Genomic DNA, 12,285 nt, shown 5'->3' on the forward strand with positions numbered 1-12,285 from the left:
TAATTTCATGAAATATTTACCTTACAAAGTATTTGTGGCCACATTATATATATGTATGCCGTGCGAAAAATGTTATGACACTTTTTCTTTCATACTTTGCAAGTTGTCTCATCGTGATGAAATTCACCATCTATTTCTACTTGAATGGTGACATGTTCTACATGAAACTTCTCCTTTAATACATCCGTAGCCTCTTTTAATACACTTTGCGTTTCATTACCTTTAATAATTAAGTGGCAAGTTAATACTTGAAAATCCGATGTGACAGACCATATGTGCAAATCATGAACTTCTTTTACAATCGGAATATTTAATAATGTACTTTTTACCTCTTCAACATTTATGTGCTGTGGTGCACCTTCCATTAATATATGAACCGTATCACGTGTTACACACCATCCACTAATAATGACTAAAATAGACACAAGAATACTAGCAATCGCATCTGCAGCAGTCCATCCGAAAAATTTAATAAGTAACGCAGCAATAATCGCTCCGACGGAACCCAATAGATCGCCTAGTACGTGCAGAAAAGCACTTCTTAAATTCAAATTCCCTTTCACATCTCCGCCTCTCATTAATATCCAGGCTGATAAAATATTAATAAGCAGTCCAAGGACTGCAATAATGAGCATCCCATTACTAGCAATCTCAACTGGTTCTTTAAAACGACGGATTGCTTCAATAAAAATGTATACCGAAATGACAATAAGAACGACACCGTTACATAATGCTGCTAACATTTCGACTCGCTTATATCCATATGTTTTCACAGTTGTTGCTGTTTTTTCTCCGAGCTTAAACGCAAGTAAACTTAAAGCTAAAGATACTGCATCACTTAGCATATGCCCCGCGTCAGATAGTAGTGCTAAGCTATTTGTTACAAATCCACCAACAACTTCTGCAATCATAAAACTTGTTGTTAGTAGGAAGGCAATTAGTAACGCCTTTTTATTTTTTGAATGACCATGATCATGCGAATGTCCCATACTTATACTCCTTTAAGTACAATATCTGTATGTTAGTATGAAACAAACTCCCCATCTTTATCCCGAATTGACCGATTGTAAACGCCCGCTTCCTCTGTATACACACTTCGCTACTTTTTAAACAATCCCTTTTTCTCAAATAAAACAAGACTACTTCTTTTTTATTTTCATATTGTTTACTAATGAAAGAATTTTTAAGGAGGTTACTTAAATGAAACGTTTATTTCTCTGTATGGAACGTGAACTTGTTGTAGTGAAAGAACAATATGATAACTATGAAACGACTTACCACTTACAAAATATGCAACCTACCTGTATCGCTGTTGATCCGCTCCACCCAAACCGTGTATATTGCGGAACATTTGGACGAGGTTTATGGTTAAGCGATGATGGTGGGGATTCTTGGCGACCAATTGGGGATTCCTATCGTTACTTTGATTTTCCTAAAGAAGATGGTATTTTGCACTCCTCTATCACTTCCATAACAATAAGCTCAAATGAACAAGTGAACGGATATGGGGTCGTTTATGTCGGCACAGAACCGAGCGCTTTATTTCGCTCTGAAAATGGTGGTGAAACGTGGACTGAACTTAAAAATATGAAATCATTATTATCTTCTTATACGTGGGCATTTCCGCCTAGACCTTTTACCCATCACGTACGCTGGATTACAGTTGACCCAAACAACCCTAATACAATACACGTTTCAATCGAAGCTGGTGCTGTTATTCAAAGTAATGATAAAGGGCATACATGGATTGATAAAAAATTCGGTGCTCCTATCGATGCTCATCAATTACTTATGCACCCTGAAGCACCAAATCGTCTTTATGCATCATGTGGTGACGGATTTATGGGCGGACCTGATCGTGCTTATCTTGAAAGTTATAACAATGGAAACAGCTGGATCTCATGTAGTGAAGGACTTGAACATCATTATTTATACAGCATGGCAATTGATCCAGCTGATTGTAATACGATTCTAGTTTCTGCCGCGCCAAGTGCTGATCTCGCTCATCACCGTATCCCTTATGAATCTTATATTTATCGAAAAACGAAAGATACTCCTTTCCAGCAAGTACAACAAGGACTACCATCTGCAATCGGTACAGTCATTTCGATGTTTGCGACAAACAAGGCTGAACCACATACGTTTTACACGTTAAATAACAATGGCGTCTTTCAATCCAATGATAGCGGCGAATCGTGGGAACAACTAAATATTCCGTGGAAAGATGAATATAAAACGCAGCATCCGCATGCATTGCTCGTTACTAGTTCTTAACGAAAAAGAGACTGCCTAAATGTTTTTAGGCAGTCTCTCTTTTATTTCTTTAAATCAATGACAATATCATCTAACACAATATCTTTACTCTTCGCTTCTTTTTTCGGCACTTCTATTTTCTTCTCTTTCCCATTCACATACTCTACTCCACCATGATTTTCAGGTGTATGTACTCGCAAGTGCACGCGAGGTGTAACGATAAGCTTTGTTGCATTTTCGTTTAGTTTTTGGAAGGTGGCACTCCAACTACTTTTATGTGGCTCTGCTACTGTACTACTTCCGCCATTTCCTTCACCAGTATAATGATTTCCTAAATCATCTTTTATTTCTAACTCAACATCTGCACTATCCCACATACTTCTTAACGCCTTAGATTCTTCTTGATTGTAAAAAACGATAAAGGACATCGGGGTTACTTCCATTTTGTTTATATTTACTTTTATTAATTCATTTTCAGAACTTCCTTTAAGTTTCACTTCTTTACTGTCCATCGCATTTAAAGAAAGCGCAAAATTCCAGTTCCCTTTAATTGATTGTGTTCCATCTACTGTTTCTATCTTATCTATCTCCCACTTGACATTTGCAGCATCCATTTTTATACCATCAACATCAGTTGCTGTACTCATACCTACGTATTTCTTGTCATCCACTTTTGTAATTTTAGAACTACCAGTCGTACCATTAAATCCGGCAATTTGTAAAAATTCTATTACATTTGGATTTTCTCCTAAATCCTTATCACTTTCAATAGAATATGTTATCGTTACAGTTCTTCCATTAAAAACAGCATCATTGAGTGTAATCTTAATCCCATTACTCTCTCTCGTCATATTCAACTCAGTCGAAAATTCTTTATAATTTTCATATAACCCTGTTCTACCATTATCTAAAAATCGGAATATGTCACCGACAATTGGCAATCCCCCCGCATATGTAGGAAATCCGATACCGAGTGTTGCAACTGATAATCCTACTAAAATAGATACAGCAGCGACACCTTTTTTCCAACTTTTCATCTTTTTCTTCGTACGTATCGATTGTTTTACATTTCGTTTTACTTTTTCTTTTTCAATTTCAGAAGCCTCAATTTCTTCTAGTTCTTTTTCGTCTATATCAATATCATTTAATAGTTCATAAATGTCTTTCATATTGCACTACCTCCAAAACTAATATTCGTAGCATTTTGTTGTAGTTTCTTTTTCCCCCGGTACACTCGATTATCAATTGCTGCCCGAGTTAATCCTAACTTGTCACCTATTTCCTCTGTCTTCATACCAAGTAAATATTTCATAATGAACACCTTTTGATCTAGCGGTTCTAATTGATTAATGAGCTTCAATAATTCTTCCCTATCTTCCATAACGATTAATTCGTCTTCTGCTGATTTTTCTGTACTGATATAAAACTCATCTGAAATGATTTCTACTGTTTTAGTCGATTTTCGGTAATAATCAATTGCTTTAAACTTCGCAATCGCTGCAATCCACTTTTTAAAATCACTCGGCTCTCCATGAAATTTATTTGCGTTATTCCAAATGGAAAGAAATATATCGTTTATACATTCCTCTATGAGTCCAGCATTTTGAATGGGAAGTAGAACTTTATGCGTGATCCCCTTTATGAGTGGTAAGTATGTATCGACAACAAATTCTAACGCGTCTTCTTTTTGCCGCTGTAATCTTTTTATAAAATTTTTCTCATTTGATTTCATGTAGCGATTCCCCTTATTGTTTTGTAAAAGCTTTTACACCCTATATAACGTCTGAGAAAATTTTTTCTCTCATCTTTTTTATTTTTTGTATGTAATGGAATACTTTCCCTTAGCCATTGTCTCACATAACTATGCGTTCAAAGAAAATTTTCTCAAGTCTGTAATTTAATTCATGTAGTACACTATTTATATAGTCATTTTTTAACTTGGTGTACATTTTATTTCATTAATCTACTATTTTAATTTAGGAGATGAGATATGTATGTGTGGAATTACAGGTTGGGTAGATTGGAAAGAAGACCTTTCAAATCAACATGTTATTTTAAAAAAGATGGCAAATAGTATCCAGCATCGTGGTCCGGATGCTGAAGGATTTTGGTTTTCACCTCATGCGGCCTTTGCACACCGGCGTTTAATTGTAATTGATCCAGAAGGCGGGACACAGCCGAAGACATTCCGTGCTGGTGATTATACGTATGCTCTTACTTATAATGGAGAAATTTATAATTTCCGTGAACTTAAAGAGCAGCTTCAAAAATGTGGGCATGCATTTGAAACCCATTCAGATACAGAAGTATTACTACATGCTTATTTAGAATGGAAAGAAGACTGCGTACGACATTTAAACGGAATTTTCGCTTTCGCCTTATGGGATGATCAGAAGCAACAATTGTTTTTAGCACGAGATCATTTAGGTGTAAAACCACTCTTTTTTACAGAAAGAAATGGCAGTATTATTTTCGGCTCTGAAATTAAAGCATTATTAGCGCATCCATCTGTCCCTGCTGAAATTGATGCGGATGGAATAAATGAAGTATTTGGATTAGGCTTATTTCGCACTCCAGGATGTGGCGTCTTTAAACATATTCAAGAAGTACGTGCTGGACATTCTATAACATTTACATGTCATAAAAAAGTAGTTACGAAGTATTGGAATTTAGAAAGTAAGTTCCATACAGACTCTATAGAAGATACATCTTCGCATATTTTATCAATTTTACAAGATACAGTAAAAAGACAATTAATTGCCGATGTTCCTCTCGTTTGTATGTTATCAGGCGGATTAGACTCTAGCGGTATTACTGCACTTGCGGGTAAAGAATTTGCTGCTGAAAATAAAACACTTCATACGTATTCTGTTGACTTTGTAAATAGCGCAAAAGATTTCGAACTGACATTTGCTCGCACTGGTTTAGACGCACCTTGGGTAAAACGCGTTTCTGAACATGTCGGGACAGCGCATCATGATATTATTGTGAATGCTGAAGAATTAGCAAATCAATTATTCGTTCCCCTTCATGCAAAAGATTTACCGAGTGCTGGTGAAATGGAAACTTCACTATATTTACTATTTTGCGAAATGAAAAAAGATGCGACCGTAGCTTTATCCGGCGAATCGGCTGATGAAGTATTCGGTGGATATCCTTGGTTTCATCAAGAAGAACTACTATATGTAGATAAGTTTCCTTGGCTAACAAATTGGAAAAATACATCTCCTCTTCTACTAAATGAGGTAAGTAACCAATGTAATCTAGAAGACTATATTGATACACGATTCCAAGAAGCGATACTTGAAGTACCTACTCTTGAAGGCGAAAGTAAAAAATCCGCGAAACAACGTCAAATGTTTTATTTATTTTTAACACGATTCCTTCCTTTCTTACTTGACCGTAAAGATCGCATGAGTATGGCTGTTGGATTTGAAGTTCGTGTACCGTTTTGTGATTATAGATTAGTTGAATATTTATGGAATGTTCCTTTCAACATAAAAAGTATTGATAATATTGAAAAAGGCATTTTACGTAGAGCACTACAACCAGCTTTACCTGACGATGTACGCAATAGAAGAAAAAGCGCTTATCCAACTTCACAAGATCCACTCTACTTACAAACAATCCGTAATTTAACACTTGATATGTGTAACAATAAAAACAATCCTATTTTCTCACTTATTAACCATTCCATCTTACTTTCAATTGCTAATCAAAGTAATAAAGAGATTAACAATTTTGAGGCAAGAAGTGCCATGGAGTATATGCTACAAGTAAATGAATGGTTGAAAACATATCACATCCATATTGCTTAACAAAAAGGAGTTCAAGGATAAAAACCTTGAACTCCTTTTATATTAATTAGCACATTGTTTATTATCAGTATCAATAGACCATCCAATAATCGTGGCACAGTCTCTACCTTTCCACTGCAGTACATTTGTTAATACGGGCTCAATCTGCAAGCTATTTCCGTCGTGTAATATTTCTACTAAAGATTGATCATCATCAAACCTTCGTTTGTCACACTCTAAAATACCGTCCGTTGCCATTACAATGTGATTCATTCCTTTTTCTAATCCTCTTACACCTGACGTAAAGCAAGGTGTATTTGCTGCAAAAATATTTTTCCTGCCAATATATTCGTAATTCTTCCGTTTATTTAATCGTCCTTTTCCATTTTTCGTTTTCTCAGAATGGAATAAATACGCGAAACAATCACCAACTGATAACCAATATAAAAATTCGCCTTTTCGTAAACAAATTAAGCAAGCGAGTTCCTCATCATCTTGATCACACTTTTTAATAAATAACTCATCTGTAAATAACGCTAATAGGTACATATGTGTATGATGGAAAGCTAAATGTATTGGATATGAGAATAACTCTTTTAGTTTTTCTTTTCTTTCCGAAATCGCTTCTATTATATAATCTATATTTTTTGTTTTGTGATGTGTATCAAAAATCATAACAAATTCAAATTGTAATTCAGGATCCCACCAAGCCAGCACCGCATCTCCTCGTTCATATGCATCACTCTCTTGATTTCCCCCATATACGCCGACTGAAAGAGGACCACATTTTTCAACATGTATTTCATCTACATACATCTGTTCATGACTAATCCATTTGAATGTATTCACAGCTATCATCCTCTCTCTTGCTAAATGTATACCTTTACACATAGATTACCTTATATTTCAATAAAAATAAACTTTTTCAACATTTTTTATCCAAATAAAAGGGTTTTATTTCTGAAATCACGAATATATCTTACTATACGATATAAAAAGGAGATTTATTATTATGTACAACATTAATCAACATTGGGAGAGCATTTATTATCACTTACGATACGAATACGAGGACAACCTTTCCCACCAAGCAATTCGTATTTTACAAATCGTTTCTCGTGAGAAAGATATAACAATTGGAAAAATCGCTACTGAGCTTAGTCTTTCTCATAACACAGCGTCTGAACACATAAAACGCCTTATTCAAAAGGGTTTCATCGTTAAAGAGAGAAATAAAAAAGATGAAAGAGTGGTAAACCTTACATTAACAATTGAAGGAATTGAAGGATTAGAAAAACATACTTTACTAGATAAAGAAAAGATAAAAATATTAGAATCACAGTTATCAACAGAAGAACAACAATTAATTGAAAAAGCATTTTCCTTATTAGCGAAGGAGGCAAAATATGCATTTCCTCGTTAAAATAATCGTTTCGGCACTTATTATCGGCGTTATCACTGAAGTCGCTAAACATTACAGTACGATAGGTGGCTTTATTGCTGCCCTTCCTCTCGTGAGTTTACTTAGTTTATTTTGGATTTCATTCGAAGGCGGAAATAAACAAGAATTGAGTCAATTTGCTTTAGGGGTATTATATGGATTCCCCGCATCAGCACTACTATTATTTATCGTCTATATTGGTTTAAAAAATTCATTTACACTTAGTACATCTGTCCTACTTGGTATAGGTGTTTGGTGTATCGTTTTTGCTTGTCAAAAATTATTTCAAGCTTAGGAGGAATTAACATTCATAAATTTGTAGAAATAATGGGGCAAAATATAGAAGTACATATAAAAGGAGATGGTAAACAAACTGTAGTCATTCAAACCGGAATGACTTGCTCATTTTATGATTGGTTTCCTATTATAGAAAAGCTTTCAGAGCACTTTACAGTCGTTTCATACCATCGCCCAGGTTACGGAAAAAGTGATTTAGGCAATCAGCCGCGTACAATAAGGCAAGTTACAAAAGAGCTACATATGTTACTAAACAAACTAGCTATTCAAGAACCATTTATTCTAATCGGTCATTCCTATGGAGGATTATGTGCACAACATTTTGCGATGTTACATGAAGATAAGCTGCAAGCACTTATTTTAGTTGATTCTACTTCGATGAACTTACACCGTTTAGATGAACTTCATTTACCAATTTCTGATCAAACTGATTCTGATGATGTTTGGTTTCAAAAATATAATATGTATTCAAAAATGGATGTAGACACACTTTATAACGAACTAAAACCTATTCTCACCGATCAATCAAAACAGCAAATTGAATTCTCTACCTCGCCTTCATTATATAAAGCGACAGCTTCTGAACTATCGGAGTGGAAAAACTGTGCTCTCTCACTAAAAGAGCTATGTAAAACATTAGAAATACCATTAATCGTTATCGGTAGAGATCCTCAATATTCTATTACTCAATTGACTAATGGCGGCATGCCTAAAGAGGAAGCAACACAACTTGAAGCAATGTGGCAAGAACTAATTCACGAACAATTACACCTCTCAACTAACAACCAATATATGCTTGCCGAACATGCTAGTCACGGTATAGAAAATGATCGACCAGATATTATTATTGAGGCGATTCATTTCTTACAAATAAAAAAAGGAAGCAACTAAAGCTGCTTCCTTACTTATCTATTCATAATCTTCTTCATCATCGATTTCTTCGTAATATGAACTTCCATTACTTACATATATAGGGCCATTCGCAACATCAATACGTAGTACCCACGCCCATGGCACAGCTAAACGTTTATGTATCGCTCGCCAAAAGCTCATTGATTTTCTTTCGTACTCCTGGAACTCCTGAAGTAACTCTTTGTAGGAGGAACCGTCTAACTGAATATTTGCTTCTAACAAACGAGAATGGGCATAGTACTGTAACTCTAGTTCAGCAGCAATTTCCATTTCTTCTTCCGTTGCCATACCAATAATTGTTCCATCTTCTGGTGCAATTTCATATACGTTTTGAACTTCAATAAGCCCTTCTTTCTCTTTCTCAAACATGTAAACAGCCTCCTTTAACATATATTTTTTATGTTACAAAGTCATACTTCTACAATAACTTCTCTCTTTCCTCTTTTTTTGATAAACTTTTACAAAATATTTAACCGATGACCTGTTTTCTCTATTCTTTCAGCAGAAATGAAACGATTTTTATCAAAATTTAATTGATACACATCAGGCATATGAAGTGTTTTCCAAAACTCTAAATCATATTTCGAATTAAAATAATTCATGAGTAATACCATAATATTTCCATGCGTACCTATTACAATATTCTTACCTTCATATTGTTTTAATATATTTTGCATACATATTACAGCGCGCCTTTGTGCGACATCATTCGATTCTCCGCCTTCGTATGCAAAACTCCAATCTTCCCACACATTCTGCATAGCATCATTAAAATTTGATACCGGCTCTGTGCTCAATAATCTTTCACGCAAATCTTCTTCTGTTTGTATTGATAATTTATATGTATGCGCAATTCCTTGTACAGTTTGGATTGCTCTTTTATACGGGCTAGAAATCACAACATCAATATGTTTATCTTTTAATAAGCGTGTTACATTCTCTGCATCTAAGTACCCTTTTTCAGATAAAGGTCGCTCCCGTTCTTCTTTTGTATAGGTAGAATGGGCATGGCGAACGAAATAGATTGTTGTCATTTATTCATCTCCTTTTTCCGTTTCTACCCAAATTCAATACATTACCATCAAATCCCTTTACCTTTATAATAAGTGCTTTCAAATTTAAATGTTGATTTTCATATTAATAAAAGGGAAACACCCCATATGGTGTTTCCCTCATTTAAAATAGACTACATTCAATTAAATACTTTATCAATTTTATTTCTATCGTATTCTAATATCCAATCATTATATGTATTATAAATATCCCTAATTGTATCAGGAGAGGTAGCTAATACATCACAACCTCTATCATCATAAACGTGAAATATAGTATTCTTGTTAACATTTATAAAATACACCCTATGAAAAATACTCGGTTTTATTCCCATATCTTGATTACAAATTGCTTTTAGCATAGGAATGTATGTAAAGTCAGAGATTTTACATTTCAAAGTATATCTATGTGTTTTATATGCTCCATCTTCATCTTCTTCTGGAAAAACATAAGGGATTGTATTTTTCTGTAACTTAAACAAATCGGACTTCTCTTTGACATACTTAGAAAAGATATTCAATTTCTGTTTGAAAATTTCACCGTTTGCATAGTCATTTACATCCACTACAATATAAATATCATCTTTTGTTGAATGTAAAGACTGAAATAAAGTAATCGTCCTTTTATAAACGCTTTCTAAATATAGACAATTTTCATAAATGTTATTACAATCATAGTCCACACCTAATCTAAAACGAATACCAATATCCCAATTATAAAATAGAGGTGGTCTAAGTTCTAAATTCGGAAACGTTTCAAGCATATACTCATTCAACCTCATCTCAATACCTACCTTTAATAGCATGTTGTTTACATAATAAAATTATTTTATTATAATTTATTTCTAAACTCTTCATCTGTTATAGCATCTTGAATAAAATAATTTATATTATTTGTCAGCTTTTGATATACAACTTGATCTTCTATATCGTTAAACATAATTACAACTTCTACTTTATTCCCTTTCTTATCTGTAGTATACAAGCTTTTTGTCAATACGAATGCGGTAGAACCACCTTTTTGCCCCGCAAATTCTAACTTACTATTATTAACTGTTCCTTTGAAAATATTCTCGATTTCTTCTTGCATTAATTTAGGAAAATAATTTCTACTATTTATTTTTTCCATTATACTCATATAATCTTTAGCGTTTGCACTCACTAATCGATCTGACCAAATTCGCTGAAATTCCATATCTACTTTTAATGGAATTTCACGTTTTTTCCATTCTTCTTCATCTTTCATCCATTCATGAATTTGTAACACATGTTTATTATACTCATCCTTTGACATGTTACGTATCATTTCTAATGATTGATTTTCTGGCTTATGAAGCTCTTTTTCTACATACCCTCTCATATATAGTGAAGCTGTATACGAAGAGAACTTATCATGACTAGTAAGCTCTAACTCTTTTATACTTTCATTTACTCTTTCTATTCCAAGCTTATCTAACAAATATGTTGTATTTGCGTTAGAACTATAATGAATCATTCCTTTAGCGACTTCTTCTAAAGCGATTTGTCCATTTTTCACTAATTCTCTCGCTTTGGCATCTTCTAACCAGTTAGGATGTGCTCCACCATCAGTATCTTTAACGTAATATTTTTCTAGCTCGTGCAATGAAATTTGTTCATCACGACTTATTTTTCCTTCTGACACTTGCTTAGCAAATTCAACTGCTATTACGATTTTTGCCGTACTCGCTAATGGCAATTTTTTATTTTCATTTATAGATGTTAATATCTCACCATTTTTTCTAATCAGTAATGAACATGTCTCATCGTCTTTATGTTCTTTTATATAGGTTAATACGTAATCAGAATCTTTTTTTGACAAATAATACTTCATTATGACAAAGAAAGCTATAATTGCTACTATAATCACTCCTGCAACAATTCCTATAATCTTTAATATGTTCACAATATACCTCCTCTAACAAATTTCCTTCTATATCATAATTATACCGAACTAAATTACAAAATTATACAAAACAGAATAACTCTTCCTACACATAAAGAATTATTATTTTATTTCACACTGTATTGCACGAAAAAATCTCATGAATATGTCTAACATTCACATAACAAAAAAACATGCTTTCATGATGAGAGCATGTTTTGTGATATTCTTCACATTGTTTCGTTAAAAAATTATCTTTTTATTTACCATGATGTAACATTAAATCACTAAGTTCTTCTTCAATATGATTTAATTTCGCAACGCATTCTTTCCATTTATGAATATAACGTGAAACCCCAACGAAAAATAAAACGATAATTGTAGAAAGAATAATACCATACACGATTGCTACAGTACTCATAGTTACACTTCCTTATAATTAGTAATGTTGTTATTAGTTATATTTTTATTATAAACCTTTTTCTTTTAAAATACTTCAATTTCAACTTTTTGTAACAAAATTGATTTTTCTAACATTTCGTTCGTAAAAATGGCATATTTTTCACAAATTATACAAAACTTCACCATATGTACTATTACCATATGAGTTATATTATTAAATAGAATAAA

At 33.5% G+C, this 12,285-nt stretch carries 15 protein-coding genes; 5 read left to right on the forward strand and 10 right to left on the reverse strand.

Annotated features, from left to right (window positions below):
* Nucleotides 1–89: 89 nt before the first annotated feature.
* Nucleotides 90–989: a cation diffusion facilitator family transporter gene (locus tag RT27_RS18245; protein ID WP_043936890.1), complete on the reverse strand. Its 900-nt coding sequence runs from the start codon at nt 987–989 to the stop codon at nt 90–92.
* Nucleotides 990–1,200: 211 nt separating this feature from the next.
* Here RT27_RS18245 and RT27_RS18250 point away from each other — a divergent pair, with 211 nt between their 5' ends.
* Entirely contained in the window at nt 1,201–2,274 is a 1,074-nt protein-coding gene (locus tag RT27_RS18250; RefSeq protein ID WP_029441936.1) for a hypothetical protein, read from the forward strand.
* 41 nt (nt 2,275–2,315) lie between these two features.
* Here RT27_RS18250 and RT27_RS18255 read toward each other — a convergent pair whose 3' ends face one another.
* Nucleotides 2,316–3,422 carry a DUF4179 domain-containing protein gene (locus RT27_RS18255; RefSeq protein ID WP_043936891.1) on the reverse strand — a complete coding sequence of 369 codons (1,107 nt, stop codon included), beginning with the start codon at nt 3,420–3,422 and terminating at the stop codon, nt 2,316–2,318.
* Nucleotides 3,419–3,985 carry a sigma-70 family RNA polymerase sigma factor gene (locus tag RT27_RS18260; RefSeq protein WP_043936893.1) on the reverse strand — a complete coding sequence of 189 codons (567 nt, stop codon included), beginning with the start codon at nt 3,983–3,985 and terminating at the stop codon, nt 3,419–3,421. Before RT27_RS18260 ends, RT27_RS18255 begins: the two co-directional genes overlap by 4 nt.
* A gap of 262 nt (nt 3,986–4,247) precedes the next feature.
* On the opposite strand from RT27_RS18260, the gene asnB reads away from it, so the two are divergent.
* Nucleotides 4,248–6,071, forward strand: a complete 1,824-nt coding sequence (gene asnB, locus RT27_RS18265; protein WP_043936895.1) for an asparagine synthase (glutamine-hydrolyzing) — start codon at nt 4,248–4,250, stop codon at nt 6,069–6,071.
* A gap of 42 nt (nt 6,072–6,113) precedes the next feature.
* Here the strand turns inward: asnB and RT27_RS18270 are convergent, their stop codons facing one another.
* Nucleotides 6,114–6,941, reverse strand: coding sequence for a protein phosphatase 2C domain-containing protein (locus tag RT27_RS18270; RefSeq protein ID WP_002040904.1), 828 nt, complete (start codon nt 6,939–6,941; stop codon nt 6,114–6,116).
* A gap of 121 nt (nt 6,942–7,062) precedes the next feature.
* Between RT27_RS18270 and RT27_RS18275 the strand changes: the two genes are divergently transcribed.
* Genes RT27_RS18275 through RT27_RS18285 form a run of 3 tightly spaced genes read left to right on the forward strand, consistent with a single transcriptional unit; the run spans nt 7,063 to nt 8,679 of the window.
* Nucleotides 7,063–7,473, forward strand: a complete 411-nt coding sequence (locus tag RT27_RS18275) for a MarR family transcriptional regulator (protein ID WP_043936897.1) — start codon at nt 7,063–7,065, stop codon at nt 7,471–7,473.
* Nucleotides 7,457–7,786 (forward strand): DUF3147 family protein, encoded by a 330-nt coding sequence (locus RT27_RS18280; RefSeq protein WP_000545608.1) that lies wholly within the window; start codon nt 7,457–7,459, stop codon nt 7,784–7,786. The genes RT27_RS18275 and RT27_RS18280 overlap by 17 nt, the downstream gene beginning before the upstream one ends.
* Entirely contained in the window at nt 7,747–8,679 is a 933-nt protein-coding gene (locus RT27_RS18285; RefSeq protein WP_043939928.1) for an alpha/beta hydrolase, read from the forward strand. Before RT27_RS18280 ends, RT27_RS18285 begins: the two co-directional genes overlap by 40 nt.
* 18 nt (nt 8,680–8,697) lie before the next feature.
* On the opposite strand, the gene RT27_RS18290 is transcribed toward RT27_RS18285, so the two are convergent.
* From RT27_RS18290 to RT27_RS33690, 6 genes are all read right to left on the reverse strand, one after another.
* Nucleotides 8,698–9,069 carry a hypothetical protein gene (locus RT27_RS18290; RefSeq protein ID WP_000461779.1) on the reverse strand — a complete coding sequence of 124 codons (372 nt, stop codon included), beginning with the start codon at nt 9,067–9,069 and terminating at the stop codon, nt 8,698–8,700.
* Between the two features lie 89 nt (nt 9,070–9,158).
* On the reverse strand, nt 9,159–9,734 hold the full coding sequence (locus tag RT27_RS18295) for a histidine phosphatase family protein (protein ID WP_043936901.1): 576 nt from the start codon (nt 9,732–9,734) through the stop codon (nt 9,159–9,161).
* Between the two features lie 158 nt (nt 9,735–9,892).
* Nucleotides 9,893–10,516: a DUF3885 domain-containing protein gene (locus RT27_RS18300; protein WP_043936931.1), complete on the reverse strand. Its 624-nt coding sequence runs from the start codon at nt 10,514–10,516 to the stop codon at nt 9,893–9,895.
* A gap of 68 nt (nt 10,517–10,584) precedes the next feature.
* Nucleotides 10,585–11,676, reverse strand: coding sequence for a serine hydrolase (locus RT27_RS18305; protein ID WP_043936903.1), 1,092 nt, complete (start codon nt 11,674–11,676; stop codon nt 10,585–10,587).
* A gap of 238 nt (nt 11,677–11,914) precedes the next feature.
* Nucleotides 11,915–12,076 (reverse strand): hypothetical protein, encoded by a 162-nt coding sequence (locus tag RT27_RS18310; RefSeq protein WP_016088490.1) that lies wholly within the window; start codon nt 12,074–12,076, stop codon nt 11,915–11,917.
* 65 nt (nt 12,077–12,141) lie between these two features.
* A complete protein-coding gene (locus tag RT27_RS33690; RefSeq protein WP_001987133.1) occupies nt 12,142–12,258 on the reverse strand; it encodes a hypothetical protein in 117 nt (38 codons plus the stop codon).
* Between the last annotated feature and the right edge of the window lie 27 nt (nt 12,259–12,285).

The sequence above is a fragment of the Bacillus sp. L_1B0_5 genome (genome assembly GCF_000836715.1).
Taxonomy (GTDB): Bacteria; Bacillota; Bacilli; order Bacillales; family Bacillaceae_G; genus Bacillus_A; species Bacillus_A thuringiensis_S.

What these genes read in the sequence shown, in the direction of transcription:
- RT27_RS33690 (WP_001987133.1), bottom strand. Translation starts at nt 12,258, where the DNA reads ATGGTAATAGTACATATGGTGAAGTTTTGTATAATTTGTGAAAAATAT.
- RT27_RS18245 (WP_043936890.1), bottom strand. Translation starts at nt 989, where the DNA reads ATGGGACATTCGCATGATCATGGTCATTCAAAAAATAAAAAGGCGTTA.
- asnB (WP_043936895.1), top strand. Translation starts at nt 4,248, where the DNA reads ATGTGTGGAATTACAGGTTGGGTAGATTGGAAAGAAGACCTTTCAAAT.
- RT27_RS18295 (WP_043936901.1), bottom strand. Translation starts at nt 9,734, where the DNA reads ATGACAACAATCTATTTCGTTCGCCATGCCCATTCTACCTATACAAAA.
- RT27_RS18290 (WP_000461779.1), bottom strand. Translation starts at nt 9,069, where the DNA reads ATGTTTGAGAAAGAGAAAGAAGGGCTTATTGAAGTTCAAAACGTATAT.
- RT27_RS18300 (WP_043936931.1), bottom strand. Translation starts at nt 10,516, where the DNA reads ATGCTTGAAACGTTTCCGAATTTAGAACTTAGACCACCTCTATTTTAT.
- RT27_RS18250 (WP_029441936.1), top strand. Translation starts at nt 1,201, where the DNA reads ATGAAACGTTTATTTCTCTGTATGGAACGTGAACTTGTTGTAGTGAAA.
- RT27_RS18275 (WP_043936897.1), top strand. Translation starts at nt 7,063, where the DNA reads ATGTACAACATTAATCAACATTGGGAGAGCATTTATTATCACTTACGA.
- RT27_RS18280 (WP_000545608.1), top strand. Translation starts at nt 7,457, where the DNA reads ATGCATTTCCTCGTTAAAATAATCGTTTCGGCACTTATTATCGGCGTT.
- RT27_RS18310 (WP_016088490.1), bottom strand. Translation starts at nt 12,076, where the DNA reads ATGAGTACTGTAGCAATCGTGTATGGTATTATTCTTTCTACAATTATC.
- RT27_RS18260 (WP_043936893.1), bottom strand. Translation starts at nt 3,985, where the DNA reads ATGAAATCAAATGAGAAAAATTTTATAAAAAGATTACAGCGGCAAAAA.
- RT27_RS18270 (WP_002040904.1), bottom strand. Translation starts at nt 6,941, where the DNA reads ATGTGTAAAGGTATACATTTAGCAAGAGAGAGGATGATAGCTGTGAAT.
- RT27_RS18255 (WP_043936891.1), bottom strand. Translation starts at nt 3,422, where the DNA reads ATGAAAGACATTTATGAACTATTAAATGATATTGATATAGACGAAAAA.